Source organism: Bacteroides sp. D22, from assembly GCF_000163675.1.
Classification (GTDB): domain Bacteria; phylum Bacteroidota; class Bacteroidia; order Bacteroidales; family Bacteroidaceae; genus Bacteroides; species Bacteroides xylanisolvens.
This window is the reverse complement of sequence record NZ_GG774798.1, coordinates 26,736-50,128: the sequence shown is the minus strand read 5'-3', so window position 1 is coordinate 50,128 and position 23,393 is coordinate 26,736. Positions and strand designations below refer to the sequence as shown.

The window sequence follows — 23,393 nt, the reverse complement described above, 5'->3', positions numbered from 1 at the left end:
AACAGGCACAAACACTATAACAAGAGGTTAGTTAGGTTAGAAACCGGAAGAGTAATTCTGTTAAATAGAATTCTCTTCCGGTGTTTTATAGTTACTTTCTTCTAATAAGATTCACTGAAATCGAATAAAAACAATATATTTGCATAGATGTAAACACCTTAAAAAATAAATTAGTGAGAAAAGTAATTCTTTTATTTCTGCTATTTTTAAGCGTAGCTGGAGTCCGCACACAAGGTCAAAACATCACTTTTAGCCACTTGACCACGGACGACGGACTCTCCCAATTTTCTGTCAATAGCCTTTATATTGATGAACGGGGGATTATATGGATTGGCACGCGTGAAGGACTGAACCGGTATAACGGTAACGATATCAAAAGTTTCAAACTTAATAAAAACGATCCGAACAGTTTGTTCAGCAATACAGTGCTGCGTATCACCGGAAACAAAAACGGGAAGGTATACCTGCTCTGTACGGACGGGGTAGCAGAGTTCGATCTGACCACACAAAGATTCAAAACGTTGCTGCAAGGCAATGTGGATGCTATTTATTTCAACGAGAAATTATATATCGGGAAAAGAGAAGAAGTGTTTGTATATAATGAAAGTACCGGAAACTTCGATCTCTACTATCATCTTGCCGGAAAAGATATCACCCTCTCCTGCCTCCACCTGGACGAAAAGAAAAATCTGTGGATGGGAACTACCAGTAACGGACTTTACTGTTTATCGGGAGACAAAAAGATTTCCCAACCTGTCACAAGAGGTAATATCGCGAGTATTTACGAAGATTCGTCTAAAGAATTATGGATCTGTACCTGGGAAGAAGGACTCTACCGGATAAAAACAGATAGTACCATTGAGAACTTCCGTCATGATCCTAAAAATCCAAACAGTATTTGCACCGATTTCGTAAGGAGTTGCTGTGAAGATAATGCAGGAAATCTGTGGATAGGAACCTTTCACGGGTTAAATCGCTATGAAAAGAGCACAGGTAAATTCCAACTTTACACTGCCAACGCGAACAAACCCGACGGACTTACCCACTCCTCCATCTGGTGCATCGTCAAAGATGAACAAGGAACAATTTGGCTGGGTACTTATTTCGGAGGTGTCAACTATTTCAATCCAGAATATGAAATCTATACCCGTTACAAAACCGGAGATACAGAGAAAGAAGGTCTAAGTAGTCCGATCGTCGGTAGAATGACTGAAGATAAGGACGGAAACCTGTGGATTTGTACCGAAGGCGGCGGCGTGAATGTGTATAACCGGAAGGATAACACCTATCGGTGGTATCGCCACGAAGAGGGCAAAAATAGCATTTCCCATAACAATGTCAAAGCAATCTACTACGACCGGACTAATGAAATCATGTGGATAGGTACACACTTGGGAGGATTGAACAAACTCGACCTGCGTACTAACCGTTTCACAGTCTACCGAATGAAAGCCGGAGACCCAACCTCACTACCTTCGGATATCGTCCGAGACATTGTACCTTATAAGGACAAGCTGGTTGTCGCCACACAAAACGGTGTTTGTCTTTTCAATCCGGCAACAGGCGCTTGCCAACAGCTCTTCAAAGAGACTAAAGAAGGAAGAGGTATTGGCATGGTAGCCAGTCTTTGCATTGATAAAGACGGTACATTGTGGATTGCGGCTACCGGGGAGGGTGTTTATTCTTACCGGTTCGACAGCGGTAAACTTACTAATTATCCACACAATCCCGCTAATCCGAACAGTCTTAGCAACAATAATATCAACAGTATCATGCAGGACAGTAACGGTAATCTGTGGTTCTGCACCTCCGGAAGCGGTCTCGACCGTTACCGTAAGGCAAGTGATGACTTTGAAAACTTCGATGTACAGACAGATGGTTTATCCAGCGACTGTATCTACGAAGTATGCGAATCGTCCATACAGAAAGGAGACTTATTGCTGATTACCAATCAGGGATTCTCACAGTTCAACTATCCAAGCAAGAAATTCTATAATTACGGTACGGAGAATGGATTCCCGTTGACTGCCGTCAATGAAAACGCACTATTTGTGACACATGACGGAGAAGTATTCCTTGGCGGTATTCAGGGAATGATTTCTTTCTGGGAGAAAAAATTACATTTCACTCCCAAATCATATAATATCATTCTTTCCCGCCTGTTTGTCAACGGAAAAGAAGTAGTTCCGGGAGATGAAAGCGGCATCCTGGAACAGTCGATCTGTCATACTCCGGAAATCAGTCTGAAAGCGAATCAATCGATGTTTAGCATCGAATATGCCACTTCCAACTTCATCCCTGCCAACAGAGATGAAATTCTCTATCGCCTGGAGGGTTTCTCAGACGAATGGAACCATACTTACCGGAAGCAAACGCTGATTACTTATACAAACCTGAATCCGGGTAAATATACCCTTGTCATCAAATCACAGAGGGAAGGAATAAAAGAGGCCAGACTGCTGATTATCGTACTCCCTTCATGGTATGAGACATGGTGGGCTTACCTGATTTATACCATTGTCACTATCAGCCTGTTATGGTATCTTATTCAGAACTATAATTCGCGCATCAAACTCCGTGAGTCTTTGAAGTACGAAAAGAAGCATATTGAAGACCTCGAAGCATTGAACCAGTCGAAACTCCGTTTCTTCACTAACATCTCGCACGAATTCCGCACACCGTTAACGCTGATCGTGGGACAAGTGGAAACTTTGTTGCAGGTGCAGACATTTACGCCTAATATATATAATAAGGTGTTGGGAATTTACAAGAACAGTCTCCAATTACGGGAACTGATTACGGAACTACTTGATTTCCGTAAACAGGAACAGGGTCACATGAAGATCAAAGTTAGCCAGCACAATCTGGTTAACTTCCTGTATGAGAATTATCTGCTCTTCCTCGAATATGCGAGCAGTAAACAAATCAACTTCAAGTTCAACAAACAGAAGGATGACATTGAAGTATGGTATGACCAAAAGCAGATGCAGAAAGTGATAAACAACCTGCTGTCTAATGCAGTGAAGCATACCAAGGCCGAAGATACAATTTCGATTAATGTATCGCAGGAGAAAGACCATGTCATCATTGAAATAAAAGATACAGGTACAGGTATCGCCGCTGCCGAAATTGATAAGATATTCGACCGTTTCTATCAGACCGAGCATCTCAACTCGCTGAATACCGGAGCCGGTACAGGCATCGGACTGGCACTGACGAAAGGTATTGTGGAACTTCATCACGGCACAATCCGGGTAGAAAGCGAACCGGGCAAAGGAAGCAGTTTCATTATCACCCTCAAACTAGGCAAGGAACACTTCACAGAAGAGCAAATAGCGAAAGATGATACGGAAACCATCCAGCAAACAGAGACTATTGTTCCTTCAGTAGAAATAATCCCTGATTCGGAATGGAAAGAAGAAGATAACAAGCGCATCGAAGACGCCAAAATGCTGATAGTGGAAGACAATGAATCTATCAAACAGATGTTAGTCGGTATTTTCGAAACATTCTATCAAGTCAGTACGGCTTCCGACGGAGTAGAAGCATTAGAGATGATACAGAAGGATATGCCGAGCATCATTTTAAGTGATGTCGTAATGCCACGCATGTCGGGTACGGAACTTTGCAAACAGATCAAGACGGACTTTAACACTTGCCATATTCCGGTGGTATTATTAACCGCACGTACTGCTATAGAGCACAATATCGAAGGTTTGAAGATTGGTGCGGATGATTATATCACGAAACCGTTTAATACCAATCTTCTGATTTCCCGCTGCAATAACCTAGTTAATTCCCGCCGGCTATTGCAAGAGAAGTTCAGCAAACAACCACAGGCTTTTGCCCAAATGTTGGCTACCAACCCGATGGATAAGGAGATGCTCGACCGCGCGATGGCCATTATCGAACGTCATCTGGACAATACGGATTTCAACGTTAATATCTTCGCCCGCGAAATGGGTATGGCACGTACGAACCTATTCACTAAACTGAAAGCAGTTACAGGCCAGACCCCGAATGATTTCATCCTAAGCATACGTCTCAAAAAAGGCGCTGTCATGTTAAGGAATAACCCGGAGCTGAATATCACGGAGATCTCTGACCGGATTGGGTTCTCCTCCTCCCGCTATTTCAGTAAATGTTTCAAGGAGATTTATCACGTCAGTCCGCTGGCTTATCGTAAAGGAGAAGAGAGCGAAGAAGAAGGGGACGGAGAAGAAACAGATTAGCAGGCAACTATACAAGCACTCTTGCAAAATAATCTTATATTATTAGGCACGGATCACACGGATTTCACGGATTAAAAAACGATGAGTATGAAAACAACAGCGTTAATCCGTGTGAGCCGTGCCTAAATTTATGATATAAACGGTTTCTTAGTCCGGACATCTTCGCCCGAATAAAGAAGGTAACTTCTTAAGTGTACTATTTTGTACTTCACTTGTACATTCCTACTCATTCTTTTTCTTCCATTCGCTTATCTTTGTGTTCATTACATTATTTCCTAAAACATTCAGCATTATGAAAAACGTTTCGCGTCTAATTCCCCTATTGTCCGGCATCGTCACGCTGTCAGGATGCAATCATGCACCCCAAAAGAACAATGGGCAGAATAGCCAAAAGCCTAACATTATTTATATATTTGCAGATGATCTCGGCATTGGTGATTTAAGTTGTTATGGAGCAACAAAAGTGAGCACCCCCAACATCGACCGGTTGGCAGGACAAGGAGTACAATTCACCAATGCTTATGCAACTTCTGCCACCAGCACCCCTTCCCGTTTCGGACTCCTGACAGGTATGTATCCCTGGAGACAGGAAAACACAGGAATCGCTCCCGGTAACTCCGAACTCATTATTGACACTACCTGCGTCACCATGGCAGATATGCTGAAAGATGCAGGATACGCAACCGGTGCAGTAGGGAAATGGCATCTGGGACTCGGTCCGAAAGGTGGAACCGACTTTAACAACCCAATTACCCCTAACGCGCAAAGCATCGGTTTCGACTACGAATTTATTATTCCGGCTACCGTAGACCGTGTACCTTGTGTATTTGTAGAAAACGGACATGTCGTAGGACTTGATCCCAATGACCCTATCACCGTGAGCTACGACCACAAAGTAGGCGACTGGCCCACAGGAGAAGAAAACCCGGAGCTCGTAACTTTAAAACCCAGCCAAGGACACAATAATACAATTATCAACGGTATTCCCCGTATTGGCTGGATGGCCGGAGGAAAATCCGCGCTCTGGAAAGATGAAGACATAGCCGATATCATCACCCATAAGGCTAAGAATTTCATTGCATCCCATCAGGAAGAACCCTTCTTCTTATATATGGGTACGCAAGACGTACATGTACCCCGCATTCCCCACCCACGTTTTGCAGGTAAAAGCGGGCTCGGCACTCGTGGTGATGTCATCCTGCAACTGGACTGGACCATAGGTGAAATCATGCACACACTGGATAGCCTCCACATCGCAGACAACACCATCCTGATCTTTACCAGCGATAACGGTCCAGTTATCGACGACGGCTATCAAGACCATGCTTACGAACTTCTCAACGGGCATACTCCAATGGGTATCTACCGTGGCGGAAAATACAGTGCTTACGAAGCGGGTACACGCGTTCCATTTATTGTCCGTTGGCCTGTCCGGGTGAAGCCGAACAAGCAACAAGCTCTTTTCTCTCAAATAGATGTGTATGCATCGCTCGCCTCCCTTTTGGACCAACCTTTACGTAAAGGAGCTGCCCCCGACAGTCAGGAACATCTGAACGTTCTCCTCGGCAAAAATAATACAAACCGTGAGTATGTCGTTCAACAAAATCTCAATAACACACTTGCCATCATAAAAGGTCAATGGAAATACATCGAACCGAGCGACGGCCCCGCTATCGAGTATTGGACAAAAATGGAGTTAGGCAACGACAAACAACCTCAACTTTATGATTTATCCTCCGATCCATCGGAGAAAACGAATGTATCAAAACAATATCCCGACATAGTGAAAGAATTATCTGAATTACTAGAATCCGTAAAAGAAAAATAGTTTATGAGAACAGAAAAATTGTATGATTTTGCACCAATCTTGAATAATTCTATCCATATTAGAATACTCAATCCGTCTATCTTTGCAAACGTAGATTCAATAAAATCACTTAATTTTTAATATATGAAAAAACATTTATCCACTCAAACTAGAAAAAGGATGCTCTCCTCCATCGGACTGATCCTGTTTTCTGTTTCTTTTGTACTTGCACAGGTACTTGTTAAAGGTACAGTGAAGGATAACTTAGGAGAAGGAGTGCCGGGAGCCAGTGTCCAGGTAAAAGGTACTTCGCAAGGAACAATCACTGACCTTGACGGTAAATTTGCTTTTAACGTGCCCAATAAGAATTCGATATTGGTTATTTCTTTCATTGGTTATGTCACTGTAGAAATGAAGGTGGACACTCAAAAGCCAATGGTTATCACATTAAAGGAAGACACAAAGACATTGGACGAAGTAGTAGTAGTCGGCTATCAGGAGATACGCAAGAAGGATCTGACGGGCTCTGTTGCCAAAGCCAGTATGGCAGAACTACTTAGCACTCCGACCGCCTCTTTTGGTGAGACATTGGGCGGACGTATTGCCGGTGTCAATGTAAGCTCGGGCGAAGGTATGCCGGGAGGACAGATGAACATTGTCATCCGTGGTAACAACTCATTGACTCAAGACAACTCTCCTCTTTATGTCATTGACGGTTTCCCGGTGGAAGACCCTTCCATAGCCGCAGCCATTAATCAGAACGATATCGAGTCACTCGACTTCCTGAAGGATGCCTCTGCTACCGCTATCTACGGTGCCCGTGGTGCCAATGGTGTCGTGATGATTACAACCAAGAAAGGAACAATCGGTCAGCCTAAAATTAAATATGACGGAAGTTTCGGTATTCAGCATATCACCAAAACGATTCCGATGATGGATGCATACGAGTTCGTCAAACTACAGGCAGAACGTAGTCCCAAAGATATGGAAACTACCTACTTCATGAATTATGACGGTAAGAAATGGGGACTGGAAGATTATAGGAATATCCCGCAATATAACTGGCAGGATGAAATCTTCCGCAGCGCATGGATGCAAAGCCACAATGTCAGCCTGACCGGTGGTTCGGAAGGAGTTCGCTACAATGCTTCTTTATCTTATTATGACCAGGACGGTATCTTATTGGAATCAAACTACAAACGTGTACAAGGCCGTATGGGTACTACCATCCAAAAGAAGAAACTGAAAATCTATCTGACAACCAACTATTCAAGCACTACAACCACCGGTGGTTCTCCTTCCCAGAACTCATACAGTGGTATGAATAACCTGTTCTATAGTGTATGGGGATATCGCCCCGTGACCGAACCGGACAGACCATTAAACTCGTTGATGGATAACATCATGGACGACGCGATAAACAATACCAACGATTATCGTTTCAATCCTATCATGTCCTTGAAAAACGAATATCGCAAGACGTATGCAAACTATATTCAGTTCAACGGATTTGCAGAATATGAATTTATCAAAGGATTGAAGTTGAAAGTTTCCGGCGGTTACACATTCGATACCCGCAAAGGGGAAACATTCAACAACTCGAAGACCCGTTATGGTAATCCGAAATCATCCGATAAGGTAAATGCAGAAATCTACCATTCTCAACGTGCAACATGGTTGAACGAAAATATTCTGACCTATCAGACCAATATCAAACGGAAGCATTTCTTCAATAGCATGGTAGGTGTAACCCTGCAGAATTCCGACTATGAATACTATTCATACAAAACGGTACAGATTCCGAACGAAGCACTCGGCATGGCGGGAATGAGTGAAGGAACTCCCAGTACGACTAAATCATTAAAGAGTTCCTGGTCTATGCTTTCTTTCCTGGGACGTTTGAACTATAACTATAAATCATTGTATTATGCAACGGTTTCTTTCCGTTCCGACGGTTCTTCCAAGTTCCGTGGTGATAACCGTTTCGGCTACTTCCCTTCCGGTTCATTGGCATGGGGATTCATGGAGGAAGATTTTATGAAACCATTGAAATCTGTTGTTTCTTCAGGTAAATTAAGAGCAAGCTGGGGATTGACCGGTAACAACCGTGTAGGCGAGTATGATACGTATGCTTTATATCAGATATTAAAAGATAAAGTTGGAGATTTTATTTCGATCGGTAGCCTACCGAGTGGTGTATATCCGTTCGAAAACAGCCTGACAAGTGTAGGTACAGTGCCCACTTCCTTAAGAAACAGGAAACTGAAATGGGAGACTACCGAACAGTGGAACCTGGGTCTGGACTTAGGTTTCCTGGACGAACGCATCGGATTAACCGTAGACTGGTATCGTAAAACGACTCGTGACCTGTTGCTGAATACTGCACTTCCCACCTCTTCCGGTTATTTCAGTGCCATGAAGAATGTAGGAAAGGTACGCAACCAAGGTATCGAGTTCACATTGAACACAACTAATATCAAGAATCGTCATTTCTCATGGACTACTAACTTTAATATTGCATTCAATAAGAACAAAGTATTAGAATTGGCTGAAAACCAATCTTCTCTGTTGAGTGCAGCCAAATTTGACCAGAACTATAACTCCCAATACAGCTACATTGCCAAAGTGGGTTATCCGATGGGAATGATGTACGGATTCATCTATGAAGGTACATACAAATACGAAGATTTCGACAAAGTGGGTGATACATATACACTGAAACGCAATGTTCCGTATTTCTCTTCCGAAAGTAATACACAACCGGGTATGCCGAAATACGCAGACCTGAATGGTGACGGTATCATCGACGATAACGACCGCACTATGATCGGTAACGGTATGCCGAAACATACGGGCGGATTTACCAACAATTTCGAATACAAAGGATTTGACTTGAGCATCTTCTTCCAATGGTCGTATGGAAACGATGTATTGAATGCCAACCGCCTGTTCTTCGAGAACAGCAATAAAACACGTGACTTGAACCAATACGCAAGTTACGCAGACCGCTGGACACCGGAAAATCCGGAAAGTAATATTCCGAGAGCTACCGACTCCGGTTCTAACAAAGTGTTCTCTACACGTATTATCGAAAATGGTTCGTTCCTTCGTCTGAAGACCGTATCTTTAGGATATACACTGCCGAAACAACTGACCAAAAAATGGAAGATAGACAATGCACGCGTATTCGTTGCCGGTCAGAATCTATGGACATGTACAGGGTATTCCGGTTACGACCCGGAAGTATCTATCCGTGAAGGCGCACTGACTCCGGGACTGGACTTCTCCGCTTATCCGAGAGCCTACTCTATCAGTTTTGGTATAAACTTAGGTTTCTAATCAATCATCCTTCAAACAATTACGTATATGAAAACAATAAAAATAATCATCATATCACTTCTTGTCGGACTTAACCTGACTTCCTGCGATTTCCTGGAAAAAGACCCGACATACACCACTCCTGAAAACTTCTTCAAAAATGAAGCGGACGCTACCTCTTGGCTGACAGGAACCTATGCCATTCTGGGACAAAGTTCCTTCTACGGAAATGAGTTCTTATACCTTGTAGGAGGTGACGATCTGGGACACTATGGTGGTGCCAACCGCGGACCTAACAAAAGTGGATTGATCTGTAACAATGCCAATACAAGTGATCCGGCCGTTGCAGCATTGTGGTACACATTATACTCCGGCATCAACAGAGCCAATATTTTCCTGGAAAATATTGATGCAGTGCCCGATATGAACGACGATACCCGCAAGCAGTACAAAGCCGAAGCCCGTTTCTTACGCGCATTCTATTATTTTACTTTGGTAGAATGTTGGGGAGATGTACCTTTCAAGACTACTTCTACAGAAGATGCCTATAACCTCTCCATTCCACGTACGGACAAACAGACGATTTATGATTTTATCATCAAAGAGATGTATGGTTCTGCCGAGGATCTCAAATCTGCTCAAGATTTGAACTATTTACCGGGACGTGTTTCCAAATCGGCTGCTTGGGGAATGTTGGCGCGTGTATATATGTTCAGAGCCGGCGAACCTAAACGTGACAAAGAAGTGGGTTTGGCCAACAATACGACTAGTGCCGAGATTACAGAATATTTCAAAAAAGCAAGTTACTATGCACAGTTAGTCAAGAATGAAGGACATTCACTGACTGCCAAATATTGGGATTTCTTTATCGACATTTGCTCTGATAAGTATAACACAGCTCTCAATAAGGATGGTGCCAAGGCTAATGAAAGTATTTGGGAAGTAGAATTTGCAGGTAACCGTTCAACGGATGTACGTGCAGAAGGTAGAATCGGTAATATCATTGGTATTCAGGGTAAAGATCTTTCTTCCAAAGCATCCATCACCGGTAAAGGTGACCCGGGTTATGCATACGCTTTTATCTGGAATACTCCTAAACTGCTCGAATTGTATGAAGCAAACGGTGACATTGACCGTTGCAACTGGAACATCGCTCCATTCACTTACACCCAGTCAGCAGGAGAAGGTACTCCGGTAGACGGTCGTGAATTTGTAAAGGGAAAAAGAGATGAAGTGGAACAACAATACTGGGACAAATCCTTCAGCTATGGTAAAACAGAGCCGGGTTCCACTTACGGTGATCGTGAATCGAAGAACGATGCCAATAAGAACCGCAACAGAGCTGCCGCCAAATATCGTAGAGAATATGAAGCAGACAAGAAGAGTAAAAACGATACTTCCATCAACTTCCCTCTTCTCCGTTACTCTGACATTCTGCTAATGATTGCAGAGGCGGAAAATGAAGTCAACCATGGTCCTAATGATCTGGCTTATGAATGTATCAACGCAGTAAGAGAGCGTGCAGGAATCAACAAGCTTGCTGCAAATCTGGATGAAACCAACTTCCGGAAGGCTATCAAAGACGAACGTGCAATGGAACTCTGTTTCGAGTACACACGTCGTTTCGACCTGATCCGTTGGGGAGACTATTACAAACTGATGCAGGAACAAGTGGACAAGGCACAGGCTGACGAATCCTGGAAATTCGGAATCAATGTATATACTTACTTCAATATTCCGAAGTCTTACAATTATTTCCCGATTCCTGCCAATGAGATAGGCTCGAACGGTGCTATCAAGACGAATAATCCGGGTTGGTAATTCTCTTAATAACTTTAAAAAGAAAAGGACATGAAAACAATATATAAAAGTTTGATGACTATCGCTTTTGCCGGACTATCCCTGGCTTCATGCGACAAGGAATTAAAAGAAGAAACAGCAATGGAAGTGGGTGTGGTGACAGACAGCAATGTCAGCTTTAACGGTAACACTGTAACTGTCAAAAAAGGCAGTCCGGTAACGTTCAGCTTTAATGGCGACCCTGATTTTATCAGCTTCTTCAGTGGAGAAATAGGCCATGAATACAAACATCGGAACAGAATTGAAATGCAACCGGAAGACGTAGAAAAATGTGAAATCAATTTCTCTATATTATATGACTATGGCAATGCGAAAACCATCGAAGGTTCTACTCACATATTAATATCCGATCGATTCGAAGGAATTAGTGGCAACAATGTGGAAAAAGACAAAGAAGCAGTTACTAATTGCGAATGGACAGAACTTGTCAGCCAAGATGAGCTTCCTAAAGCAACCAAAGATACTAAAGACTATTCTTGTCCTTTAATATCTTACTTGGGTAAAGAAATCAGCATTGCTTTCCGCCTCAACCCTCTTGATAATAGCAGCACAATGCCTGTAATACATATTAAAGGCTTACAGCTTAATCTGGAGTTCAACAATGGAAAATCAACCACAATTAATGCAAAGAACTTCGAATTCTCGGCTTTAAATGTAACCTACAATTTAGATGATCTTTCAAAAAACAACACTCATCTTACCAAATTGAAGGAAGCATTAGGAAATAAAAACCTCACACTTGAAGAGATGAAAAGCGCAGAATATGCAGATAAAATAGCATATGCTACTGTAGACGGTAATATTCCTTATTTCTGGAGAATTAGCCAGCCAAGCGATTTCGTAACCAGTGGCGGAGCAGCAGGGTATACAAAAGGAGATACTTGGCTTATCTCCAATTCCATCCTCCTTAACGGTTCCTGCGATCCTGACGCTGGTGTAGCTATCAAGAATATCTCGCAATCGTTGGAGATATACTCACATACCTATGAAGAGGCCGGTACATATACCGCTACTTTCGTAGCCAACAATGCAAACTACGTCCATCAAGGTGGTCAAGTAGTACGTGAACTGACTATAAACGTTGTAGAATAAAAATATATCCCCCAATTTTTCTAACCTTCAATCATAGAAAACGTTTATAAAAATCAGACTTTAATCAATTTAACATCAGAAAGAGAGGGACCGCGAGGTTCCTCTCTTTTACTTTTTCTGTATCTTTGCACAAAAATAAAAATAATGCCAAAGACTCTTCCTATTCATTTTGCCCCATTACAAGGTTACACCGAAGTGTTTTACCGTAATGCTCATGCTGCCTGCTTCGGAGGTATAGATACTTATTATACCCCATTTGTACGACTCGAAAAAGGCGGATTCCGCCATAGAGATGTCCGCGGAATCGAACCCGGGAATAATCAGGTAGCCCATCTGATTCCCCAACTGATAGCCCCTTCTTTTGAGAAAGCAGAAAAAATCTTATCCCTATTCATTGAAAAGGAATATAAGGAAGTCGACATCAATATAGGATGTCCTTTTCCCATGCTGGCTAAACGCCACAATGGTTCCGGCATTCTTCCTTATCCCGAAGAAGTTCAGGCGTTACTTAGCCTGATTACAGAATATCCGCAAATAAGTTTCTCCATCAAAATGAGGTTGGGCTGGGAAGATCCGGAAGAATGTCTGAAACTGGCTCCGATTATCAATGAGCTACCCTTGCGACAAGTGGTTATGCACCCCCGCTTGGGAAAACAGCAATACAAAGGAGAAGTTGACCTTAAAGCGTTTGAGGCTTTTCAGAATGCCTGCAAGCATCCGCTCATCTATAATGGAGATATCAATAGTGTAGAAGATATTCACCGCATTCAGGAACAGTTTCCCGGACTAGCCGGAATGATGATAGGACGGGGATTACTTGCCAACCCGGCATTAGCTTTGGAGTATAGACAAAACCGTGCACTCGAGTTCGATGAAATGAGAGAAAAATTGCAATCTATGCACAAATGCGTATACAATCAATATGCAGAACAGTTGGAAGGAGGAGACGAACAACTTCTGAACAAAATGAAAACTTTCTGGGAATATTTAATGCCGCAAGCAGACAGAAAATTACTGAAAGCAATTCATAAAAGCACAAGTCTCAACAAATATAATCAGGCAATCCTTGCCTTTTTTAATCAACGATGAACTGATAACCAGTAATTTTACGTAATTTTGCGCCCGTTTACAAACATGCACATTATGAAAAAATACATTCTAATCTTTCTTTGTCTGATAACCGTATCAGGCAGTTTCGCACAAATGCAGGATTTCAAGTTCAAATTCTATGGACAGATTCGTACTGACTTCTATTATAATAGTCGTGCTAACGAAGAAACCGTAGACGGATTGTTTTATATGTATCCAAAAGACAAAGTGCGTGATCCGGAGGGGAACGATTTGAACTCAACACCCAACAGTAACTTCTATACTTTATATTCGCGCCTTGGAGTAGACGTTGCCGGTCCAAAACTGGGAACAGCCAAGACATCTGCCAAAGTAGAAGTCGACTTCCGCGGCACAGGCACTTCTTATTCGGTCATTCGCCTTCGTCATGCTTATTTGAATCTGGATTGGGGAAAATCAGCTTTATTACTCGGACAGAACTGGCATCCCTTATTCGGAGATGTGTCTCCGCAGATTCTTAATCTCTCCGTAGGAGCACCGTTTCAGCCCTTCAGCCGTGCGCCACAAATTCGTTATCGCTATACAAACAAGAATTTCCAACTTACCGGAGCCGCAGTGTGGCAATCACAATATACTTCACAAGGACCGGAAGGGAAAACACATAAGTATCTGAAGCAAAGCTGTATTCCCGAATTTTATGTCGGAGCTGATTATAAGAATGGCGGTTTGCTGGCCGGCGTAGGCATTGAGTTGTTATCATTGAAACCACGTACGGAGTCTATAGTAAATACAGATAAATACAAGGTAGACGAACGCATCACAACTCTTTCATACGAAGCTCATGTGAAATACACCAACAAAGACTGGTTCATCGCTGCGAAGAGTGTATTAGGATCCAATCTGACACAAGCTTCCGGTTTGGGTGGATTCGGGATCAAGTCTGTCAACGAACAAACGGGAGAACAAGAATATACTCCGATACGTTTCTCCAGCTCTTGGTTCAACGTTGTCTACGGACAGAAATGGAAGCCGGGAATCTTCGTAGGCTATGCCAAGAATCTGGGAACAAGTGATGCACTATATGCTCCCAAAGGAAATGATGCAAAACTTTATGGAACAGGAACAGACCTTAACCAATTAGTTACGGCAGGAGCAGAACTGACCTACAATGTCCCCCACTGGAAATTCGGGTTGGAATATACATTAAGCTCTGCATGGTATGGTTCGCTCAATACGTCCAATGGGAAAATTCAAGATACCCATGCCGTATGTAACAACCGTATTGTTGCCGTTGCCATGTTTATGTTCTAACCTCTCTATACAATTATTTTAATTATATCTCTGTCACCTGTCACCGATTGCTGCTTAACGGTTTGATTATTAACAATTAACACCGTGACAGCAATAGGTGACAGCAGTGTGACAACAATAATGCTGTCACCAGAAACAGATAAACTACATTTCACAACGCGGAGGTATTCACTCTGGAAGCTCCAGGCAATCCTATTTATTTCATGAATGCATTACCTTTGTTTCTCGTGGGGAAACTTTTAGTTTCAAGGCTTGAAACCAAAGGTTTCGTACCGGGAAACTAAAGTTTCAGCATTGGGAAACTGTAGTTTCAGCACCGAGAAACAATAGTTTCAACGACATGGAAACTATGGTTTCTCCAAGAGAAACTAGTGTTCCCTTATCAGGAAAAGCAAATGATCTCCTATTGTCTGACTTTTATCTCCTTAACTCCACTTCAAAGCTAGCACCATCTTTACAACTGAACTGCAAAACTGTTTGCTTCTTATCAGAAGAAATCACCTTGCAAAACGGAGTTTCTTCTACATTCCATTGCCCTTTTATCGTTACAGTCACAGGTATTTCACTACTGGCATTTTCAATCCATGGTCGTGAATAGATACTACGTTCGATGCGTTTCCCATCTTTATCAAACGCTTCATCGCTTGGACCGCGATACAAAGCTAAATCCGGTTGTGCCACCGTCAACTTAATCTTATCAGCAGATCCTTTATGAATCATAACCAGACAGGAAGTATCCACACGTTGTAATAAACCACCCGGCAATGTCGTTTCAGGAGTTTCAAACAACACATAAGAAATGATCTGTTCGGAAACGGACTCTACAATATGTGCATTCCGGTCTTGCTGTAATACCTTATAAGTGGGCTTCTTTGCAAATTTCTTCATCAGAGTTTCATTCGTCTGAGGCAGAACAGCGTATTCATAACTTCCGTTTTTCGGTGCCTTTCCATGATCTACAACCAAAGAAACCCAATCACCCTTTGTTTCCTTTCCTGTATTTTGCATTCGCGAGTATTGAGGAAAGTTCTTCTCAAACCGGATGGGAGTTGGAACATAATAACCCGTTCCCAAATGGTCCACCCATACTTTCTTATCTCCTTGATAATTTTTCCAATAATCATGCCCTGCTTTATCAGTAACTGCCAATTGGAAGATAGTCGTTTCTGTCGGGAACTCCGTATTTGTATTTTCAATATCCGAACCAAGACAGACAATCATTCCATCGATGAAATGGTAAGATTTACGTGCCCGATGTGATCCGTTGTACTTATCATGCTCATGTAACTTCATTCCGAAATTACCATTCATCTTCTGTTGAGACAAACCACCGGCAAAAGCCTCGTCGGAGTAAAGCATCTCTTCCATTCCAGAGTAACTATCCACATTGAGCACCTTAGCCTGCAATTGCTCCAATGGCAAATGAATAGATGTCACTCCCGGAATACGGTTCCAGTCAAAACCTTCCTGCTGCCAGCCGCTAGTGGCGGGAGTTACTGTCTGTCCCGGTGCAGCAGTCAATATTTGCAAACTGCCGTGTGCCAGGTAGCGACCGTATAGATTTGCTCCCAGATAATGTTCTGCCGCCCATAGATAACGGGAATGTCCACGTGCCACAGCCGACCAATTGCTACGACGTTGAACAGAGACGCAACCATATCCCATCGCTATATTTCCCTGCGGGTCCGGTTCCAGACGGAAACCTTTCTCTATAAGAAGTTTTGCCACCTTACGTTCTTCAGCATTTGAAACCTTAGGCATATATTCGGGAGAGTCATTTGCAATACTTGGGTCTGAAATCAGACGGAGGTAAGAAGAAACCATTTCACTATCATATTCCTCCTTTCCATCGGGAGAACCAGCTAGAGCCATCATAGCAAAATGCATAGGAACCAGTTTACCTTTTCCATCCGGATGACGACCGGACATGGAAAGAGGGAAGTTCAGCTTATTGCAATAGAAACGCATGGTCAACAGTACATTTTTCACTGTTTCATGAGCTAACTCGGAAACAGCAAATTCCGTCCGGCTGAAAAGATAAATCATATTGGTTGCTCCATCGAGTCCGCCCACAGCATAAGCCGGATAGTTATTTCGATGATGGAAAGCACCTCCGTCTACTTTAAACGAACCGGATAATCCCAATGCAGGACGGCAACCAAAATCAATCCAACGGGAGAAAGACCGGAGATATTGTAGTTTTTCCGGTGTATCTTCCATCATTAAAATGCTGGCAATGCGTCCGGTGGTCTGTGTATTGAAAGAGTCCATATCAATTCCATTGACTTCCGGTTTAGGGTATACTTCGTTAGTAATCGCATACCAGCGTAATGTCCGTTCGGCTTCCTGAAGTTTCCCGGTTTCCCTAAGCACATCTTTCATCAGAAAATATGCCAGGTACAGACCGCGAACACTATAGCCATAATGATGGATGTTTCCCCAACAACTACCATAAGCTACTCCCTGATCGGTTATATGATCGTACATTGCTAAGAACTTCTTCTTCATTTCTTCCCGAATCACCGGATTTGCCGCATTATTATATGCAACGGCAATTCTTTTCATCAGGTCGAAATAAGCACGCATTTCCACTCCCATTTTAGTCAGCATATCTTTATCCCAGTTTGGTATGATCCGTTCATAAGCTTCTGAAGCACGTACCATGTAAATAGGTACTCCCGATACTTGGCCGTTCTTGTAAGTTATCTGATAGAAATCATATTTCTTGCGGATGGTTTCTACTTCTTTATCAGTCGTTTTTCCTTTCGTGTAGATCATATCACGAAAACGCTTTTCCAACAGTTGCATTTCTGCTCTTTGCTTATCGTCTACAGGAGTCAATTCAATATCCGGTTTCAAAAGCGAGTGTTGATAGACAACCAGCCAATGGTTGGTGGTCCCGGCATTGACAAAAGGAACTTGCAGATCGGCCGTCTGTTGACGTGCATCAACTTTAGTAGCCGTAATCAAATGATCGATGAAAAGGCTTCCTTTTGAATTTGGAGCAATAATCCGGAGTTCATTCATGCCTTCTTCCGGTGTGCCTTGCATATCACGTTCATAGCAAACCCATGCGGCACGCCAACCACTGAAATTAATACCAAAAGGGAAAGATGTGCATCGTTTGCCGTCTTTCAGAAACTGAAACTCAATGGTCGCATCTTGGGGAACTTCATTATAAACCCACACAATAAAAGCCGAAAGATATAAATCCTTGCCGGTCGGATCTTTCTTCTCAAACTTCAGGTCTTTCTTGAGTTCCAATATACCACCCGGTTCAAATGTCCATTCCAACGAATGTTTTCCATCTTTATAATGCAGATCAGATACCGACAGGCGGGAATGGGTAGCGGTGATACAATCCGGTATTTGCGGTTCTTCAAAAGAAAACATCCGTTCATCTGTTACAACTTGTGCATGAAGGAATGCTGAACACAAAAGAGAAAACAGAGTTGTCACTCCAAATTTAGTAAAAGGTTGTTTCATCATGGAAATATAGTCTTATTAGGTTTTCAGTATATAAGTCAAAGTATAGTCGCTTTAAAATCTGTAAAGAGTACGTGATTCTGCAAAAGACGTAAACCGAAGTATCCGTCACCTTCACTACCCGCAAGGGTATAGCGGAACAACTCTTCATCATTCACAGAATAAGTTGTGATTCCCTTTTCCACTCGAATCCGAATCTCATACCATTGATTGGGGACGAGTAAATGAGAGGCATCGGTATATTCTTTCAATAAAGGTTTCACCTTGTCATCTGCCACTCCATAATATTCTCCTTTGTATCGACGGAAACGGGTCGTTGAGTTATCATTTCCTCCGTATCCAACGTAGAAAAGGTTTAATGTGTTATAGTTTTTAAAGATGCCGTCACGCCACTGACTACGGGCAAAAAGATCATCAGGGTATTTAGGATCATTGGCAGCCCAGAAGCAGTTCAGATCACTCAAGCGGTCATACTTTCCACCTTGCATCACCATACAAATACGATAACTTATTTCATAATCGCCCGTCAATCGTTGCCGATACCACATAGTCAGTCCGTCCGGAACTATCAATTCTAATGTATCTGCACTTTCTATTATTTGCAAAGCATGGGATGCATCTTCTATTTTCCATTGCTGCACAAAAGAAGCTTTGTGCTGTGCCAAAAGCACCACACTATTTAAGAGAAAAAAAGTAATCAAACTGTAGCCTATAAAAAATCGCTTCGTCATTACGGTATTAGTTTAAAGATTATTCTTCCGAATACAAAGAAACCCCTCTTTTCGAAAAAAGAGGGGTTCAAATTGTACAAAATAACTCAAATAACGTATTGACTGATAATTTGCATTACCAATATCTTATAGTTTTTTCATCAACAAAGTTCTCATACCATTTCTGGTTTGAAACACCCTTACTATCTACCCATTTAGTAAAATCAGGATATGCTTCTCTAAATGGTACACGTTCATAAGCATGACGTGTGCCAACCGGAAGTTTAACTCCCCAAGTGGAACCTTTGGTATTTGAATAATAAACATTTGCATCCAGTGTAGTGTCACCCGCAACCAATGCTTCATATTCTGCTTTGTAAGCAGAAGTCGGTGCATAACCCCTCATGTGTATTTCTTTACCACCGTTCACCTTAATAAAGAAATTCTGTCTATTAGTATCTAAAATCAACTCTCTAAATGCTGCAAGCTGAGCATCTCTTTCGGCTCCAGTTAATCCTTCTTTACCAATCAGTCTAACTTCAGCACGCAACATAGGTAGTCCTTCTCTTACTTTTCCTTGTGTTACCTGAAACATATCCTGATTATTATCCATCAAAGAAGTTAAACCATCCAGTGTAATAACAGTTCCTTCCGCTTGTGCTTTATCCACTGTCAATATTGCGAAACGCGGTTCTTTGCGAGTATCATTACTCCAATTCCAATTTTTATTTTCAACTTTCACTATATTTTTTGTAGAAAGTTCCTCTTTAGCTAAGTCTGTCATTGTTCCCTGACCACCTTTTAGTACAAGGCTTGCAGTAATCCGATCAACATACTCGCTTTTCAAACCATCCAGTACAACACCTAACACAGTCGGGTATATACCACCTACAGCACGAACATCCAAAGTCAACAACAATTCTTCTTTACCTCCTACAGTCTCCATCATCTGTTGACTATGACATTCAGTCACCTTCAAGTCATACTCGAATACAACATCGTTGAAATCTTCATCATACCATGAATCCAGTTGAATAGGCCAACCATCTTCGAACATCACCACACCTGTGTTATGATAGAAAAGATAGCCTTGGTCCGTTTCATTTGTCGGCTGCACTGCATCTTCAGGAAGCGCAAGAGTTACCGATGCCAGACGGTTTGTTTCAAAATTGAAACCAGTACTCTGATCTACACCACGACTAACAGGAGACAAAGCAAATTCTTTTGTAGCTTCTGTTCCCGAAACTGTATTGTATTTCATATACACTTTCTCGCAAGCAGCAGGAACATTCAACGTAAGAGTACGGGAATCTTTCACTAATACATCTCCCACAAGCAGACTCGCTTCAGAACCACTTTTATCGGAATATACATTCACAAGTGCAGAAGCATTTACCGGGTCAACAGTTCCCGAACCATCCTTACCTTTTTCCAACTCATTATCAGAGCAGGAAGTAGTAACCAACATTGTCCCCATAAGGACATACATCAAACTTTTAATTTTCATCTTAATTTAATTTTTAAATTTATTGTTTGTTTTTGTTTCGCATGAGAACCTGGCTTATCACACTTATTTTCAGGCTCCATTTGTTAACTTATCAAAAATATATTTAACTCCTAATAGCTTTTTGCTTGCCTTTATTTGTAATTTCAATCCTTTCCATCGAGAATAATCACAAGAGCTAAAATAGGGCTCAAAAGGCCTGTTCATGAACACTGGATAATATATACAAGTTATTTCGTATATTTGCATTAGACAGAACATTCAATACAACAAATATAGAGCTTTTATTCCGAATATACAAGTTCTATATATAAATATATCAAGGGAAATGGATCAAGTACTGTATGGTATAGATTACATAGAATATTATTTCTATTGGATATATTACAAGTTTATTGGCTATCCTTTAATCATAAGAATATGCTCAATTGCTGTAATGTTTTGTATTATTGCGTACTTATTTCTCCTATTCCATATTATATATGGTATATTTAAAAGGCGAAAAGAGAAGCGGAAATACAATAAAGCATTTGATAAGTATTATGAAGAAATGAAATCTATCTCACTAGATTCCAACACATTGAGTGAAGAAGAGATAGCTGACAGATTAGAATATGATACGAAAAAGCGCCCGAAACCTAACGAGTTACGCATTATCACTCAACTATTAACAGAAATCAAGAGTGTGCATGAAGATGAGATCAATGAACTAAACTATCAAACGATTCAAACCGTATTCCAAATCACACGTTTCCTTGAACGCGAACTTCAATTCGGTTCCAAAAGATCAAAGATACAAGCTCTGAAACTTATTCAGTCCATCAATGGCTATGCCTCTGAAGCGGTATTGGTCCGTTTCCTCTATCATCGTGAACTAGAACTAAGAAACTCGGCACGCTATACTTATATGTGGTTAAGCCAGGGTGACCCGTTCCGCTTCTTCGACGAAGACATCGGCATGAAGTTAAGGCAATGGGACATGATGGAGTTACACGCTATCTTGGAGCACCGTAAGAAAGTGGGATATAACACACCCACCTTTATTAAATGGGTGAATACTTCAGCTGAAGAAAACGTTAAGATATTCTTTATCAACGAAATCCGGCTATATAATGAAACCGAAAGTGCCCCAATTCTCGCGAAGCAACTCAATGCCCGTTCTGTGGAAATACGAGGTGAAGCGATCAAGACTTTAGGTAAACTAAAATACAAAGAGGTTGAACCTAAGCTGATTGAAATGTATAATGTACAACCGGAAGAAGTCAAACGACAAATCATTTCGGCTATTGCGGATCTAAAGACCGATAAGGCTTTAGGATTTCTTTACAATGCTTATGATGAAGCAGATAACTGGGGAACCAAGAGAGTCATACTCAAAGCCCTCTATGAGTATAGTGCAATGGGAAGGAAAACATTCGATCAATTGGAAAGAAAAGCAGATTCCCACACAGCTATATTGTTTGCCCACACCAAGCATCCGTTAATCAACCAGTTAAACTAGAGAACATGAGAGATATAATATTTACATTCTTCAATTATTTCGTATTCTTTTATACGAGCATGCTGGCGATATTCTTCGTCACATTCGCCTTCCTCTCTTTCATTTCTCTAAAACGGAGAAAGGATTACTATGTGGAAAGCTATATGCGGAAAACAATCAAGGAATCCCCCTATACACCGGGCATTTCGGTAATTGCTCCTGCCTTCAATGAAGAAAAGACAATCATTGATAATGTGAACTCCATGCTTGCATTGGAATATCCGCTTTTCGAGGTGGTTATTGTAAATGATGGAAGTACGGACAGTACATTGGAAAAGATGACCGAATATTATGAACTGGTAGAAGTGCCCTATGCTTATATCGAGCGAATCAAAACCAGACCGTTCCGAAGACTCCTCAAATCCTCCAACCCGAAATACAGCCGACTCATCGTTGTAGACAAAGAAAATGGAGGAACCAAAGCGGATGCATCCAATGCGGGTATCAACGTTGCTTCTCATCCTTATTTTATCTGCACGGATGTGGATTGCATTTTGGAAAAGTATGCTCTTTATCGTTGTATCTCGCCCATTATATCTTCAGAAAAACAAGTAATTGCAGTCAGCGGAACGATGTTGATGGCTAACGGATGCGTCGTGAAAGACGGACAAATCATAGACGTTAGAACTCCCCGTACACCGATTCCACTTTTCCAGAATCTGGAATATATGCGCTCTTATCTGATTGGTAAGATGGGATGGTCCGCTATCAATGGTATGCCGAATGTTTCCGGTGGATTCGGTCTTTTCGATCGTTCGGTAGCGATTGCAGCCGGAGGATACGATGCTCCCTCTTTTGCCGAAGACATGGACCTCATTACCCGCATGGTAGGATATATGTGCGACTTCTCCCGTCCTTATAAGATCGTACAGATTCCTGATACTTGTTGTTGGACGGAAGGACCTCCCAACCTGGCAATGCTTTACCGTCAACGTACCCGTTGGGCACGGGGATTGTTCCAGACACTTAATATCCATCGTAAGATGATTTTCAAAAAGACGTATAAACAGATGGGACTGTTAACTCTGCCTTATATGTTCGTTTTTGAGTTTCTAGCGCCGATCATCGAGCTCGTCGGTTTGATAGTATTTATCTATCTGGCCTTTACAGGAGCAGTCAACTGGAACACGGCATGGATGATTTACCTGACGATCTATACGTTCTGCCAGTTCCTTTCCATCGTTGTTATTACCTACGACTACTATGTCGGGATGCTATATAAAAGAGGATATGAATACCTGTGGATTATCATTGCATCCATATTAGAGCCTATCTTCTATCATCCCATCATCACTTTCTGTTCATTGAGAGGATACCTCAGTTATCTGACCAATAGAGACTTCAAGTGGAAAAACATGGAACGTAAGGGATTCAAGCAGAAAGAAGAAAGTGCAGACGGTACTGATATAACGGCAATGAAGCCCGAACCTGCTACGATTTAAACAAGAAAGAAAGATTAAAGACA

12 protein-coding genes are annotated in these 23,393 nt (G+C 41.9%); 9 read left to right on the top strand and 3 right to left on the bottom strand.

Annotation, left to right across the window (positions count from 1 at the left end; all coding sequences use genetic code 11):
- The first annotated feature begins 173 nt into the window (after positions 1-173).
- The 7 genes from HMPREF0106_RS20005 to HMPREF0106_RS20035 all read left to right on the top strand — a co-directional run bounded on the left by HMPREF0106_RS20005 (position 174) and on the right by HMPREF0106_RS20035 (position 14,688).
- On the top strand, positions 174-4,232 hold the full coding sequence (locus tag HMPREF0106_RS20005) for a two-component regulator propeller domain-containing protein (protein ID WP_004310358.1): 4,059 nt from the start codon (positions 174-176) through the stop codon (positions 4,230-4,232).
- A gap of 292 nt (positions 4,233-4,524) precedes the next feature.
- Positions 4,525-6,060, top strand: coding sequence for a sulfatase-like hydrolase/transferase (locus tag HMPREF0106_RS20010; RefSeq protein ID WP_008641732.1), 1,536 nt, complete (start codon positions 4,525-4,527; stop codon positions 6,058-6,060).
- Between the two features lie 159 nt (positions 6,061-6,219).
- Entirely contained in the window at positions 6,220-9,378 is a 3,159-nt protein-coding gene (locus tag HMPREF0106_RS20015) for a SusC/RagA family TonB-linked outer membrane protein (RefSeq protein ID WP_009039089.1), read from the top strand.
- A 27-nt stretch (positions 9,379-9,405) separates the two neighbouring features.
- Positions 9,406-11,178: a RagB/SusD family nutrient uptake outer membrane protein gene (locus HMPREF0106_RS20020; protein ID WP_009039088.1), complete on the top strand. Its 1,773-nt coding sequence runs from the start codon at positions 9,406-9,408 to the stop codon at positions 11,176-11,178.
- Between the two features lie 30 nt (positions 11,179-11,208).
- Positions 11,209-12,309, top strand: coding sequence for a DUF5017 domain-containing protein (locus HMPREF0106_RS20025; RefSeq protein ID WP_009039087.1), 1,101 nt, complete (start codon positions 11,209-11,211; stop codon positions 12,307-12,309).
- 144 nt (positions 12,310-12,453) lie between these two features.
- Positions 12,454-13,398 carry a tRNA-dihydrouridine synthase family protein gene (locus HMPREF0106_RS20030; protein WP_009039086.1) on the top strand — a complete coding sequence of 315 codons (945 nt, stop codon included), beginning with the start codon at positions 12,454-12,456 and terminating at the stop codon, positions 13,396-13,398.
- 54 nt (positions 13,399-13,452) lie between these two features.
- The gene (locus tag HMPREF0106_RS20035; protein ID WP_032844415.1) at positions 13,453-14,688 is read left to right on the top strand and encodes a DcaP family trimeric outer membrane transporter; all 1,236 of its coding nucleotides are present in this window, start codon (positions 13,453-13,455) and stop codon (positions 14,686-14,688) included.
- 417 nt (positions 14,689-15,105) lie between these two features.
- Here HMPREF0106_RS20035 and HMPREF0106_RS20040 read toward each other — a convergent pair whose 3' ends face one another.
- From HMPREF0106_RS20040 to HMPREF0106_RS20050, 3 genes are all read right to left on the bottom strand, one after another.
- Entirely contained in the window at positions 15,106-18,177 is a 3,072-nt protein-coding gene (locus tag HMPREF0106_RS20040; RefSeq protein ID WP_009039085.1) for a chondroitinase family polysaccharide lyase, read from the bottom strand.
- A gap of 35 nt (positions 18,178-18,212) precedes the next feature.
- Complete coding sequence (locus tag HMPREF0106_RS20045; RefSeq protein ID WP_004322512.1) at positions 18,213-18,905, bottom strand: DUF6250 domain-containing protein; 693 nt, start codon at positions 18,903-18,905, stop codon at positions 18,213-18,215.
- Between the two features lie 115 nt (positions 18,906-19,020).
- A complete protein-coding gene (locus tag HMPREF0106_RS20050) occupies positions 19,021-20,391 on the bottom strand; it encodes an LruC domain-containing protein (RefSeq protein WP_009039084.1) in 1,371 nt (456 codons plus the stop codon).
- A gap of 325 nt (positions 20,392-20,716) precedes the next feature.
- Between HMPREF0106_RS20050 and HMPREF0106_RS20055 the strand changes: the two genes are divergently transcribed.
- Both HMPREF0106_RS20055 and HMPREF0106_RS20060 read left to right on the top strand, forming a co-directional pair.
- Positions 20,717-21,889 carry a HEAT repeat domain-containing protein gene (locus HMPREF0106_RS20055; protein ID WP_004298140.1) on the top strand — a complete coding sequence of 391 codons (1,173 nt, stop codon included), beginning with the start codon at positions 20,717-20,719 and terminating at the stop codon, positions 21,887-21,889.
- Positions 21,890-21,894: 5 nt separating this feature from the next.
- A complete protein-coding gene (locus tag HMPREF0106_RS20060) occupies positions 21,895-23,370 on the top strand; it encodes a glycosyltransferase family 2 protein (protein ID WP_004298138.1) in 1,476 nt (491 codons plus the stop codon).
- The last annotated feature ends 23 nt before the right edge of the window (positions 23,371-23,393 follow it).

What these genes read in the sequence shown, in the direction of transcription:
- HMPREF0106_RS20010 (WP_008641732.1), top strand. Translation starts at nt 4,525, where the DNA reads ATGAAAAACGTTTCGCGTCTAATTCCCCTATTGTCCGGCATCGTCACG.
- HMPREF0106_RS20015 (WP_009039089.1), top strand. Translation starts at nt 6,220, where the DNA reads ATGCTCTCCTCCATCGGACTGATCCTGTTTTCTGTTTCTTTTGTACTT.
- HMPREF0106_RS20020 (WP_009039088.1), top strand. Translation starts at nt 9,406, where the DNA reads ATGAAAACAATAAAAATAATCATCATATCACTTCTTGTCGGACTTAAC.
- HMPREF0106_RS20025 (WP_009039087.1), top strand. Translation starts at nt 11,209, where the DNA reads ATGAAAACAATATATAAAAGTTTGATGACTATCGCTTTTGCCGGACTA.
- HMPREF0106_RS20030 (WP_009039086.1), top strand. Translation starts at nt 12,454, where the DNA reads ATGCCAAAGACTCTTCCTATTCATTTTGCCCCATTACAAGGTTACACC.
- HMPREF0106_RS20035 (WP_032844415.1), top strand. Translation starts at nt 13,453, where the DNA reads ATGAAAAAATACATTCTAATCTTTCTTTGTCTGATAACCGTATCAGGC.
- HMPREF0106_RS20040 (WP_009039085.1), bottom strand. Translation starts at nt 18,177, where the DNA reads ATGATGAAACAACCTTTTACTAAATTTGGAGTGACAACTCTGTTTTCT.
- HMPREF0106_RS20045 (WP_004322512.1), bottom strand. Translation starts at nt 18,905, where the DNA reads ATGACGAAGCGATTTTTTATAGGCTACAGTTTGATTACTTTTTTTCTC.
- HMPREF0106_RS20050 (WP_009039084.1), bottom strand. Translation starts at nt 20,391, where the DNA reads ATGAAAATTAAAAGTTTGATGTATGTCCTTATGGGGACAATGTTGGTT.
- HMPREF0106_RS20055 (WP_004298140.1), top strand. Translation starts at nt 20,717, where the DNA reads ATGGATCAAGTACTGTATGGTATAGATTACATAGAATATTATTTCTAT.
- HMPREF0106_RS20060 (WP_004298138.1), top strand. Translation starts at nt 21,895, where the DNA reads ATGAGAGATATAATATTTACATTCTTCAATTATTTCGTATTCTTTTAT.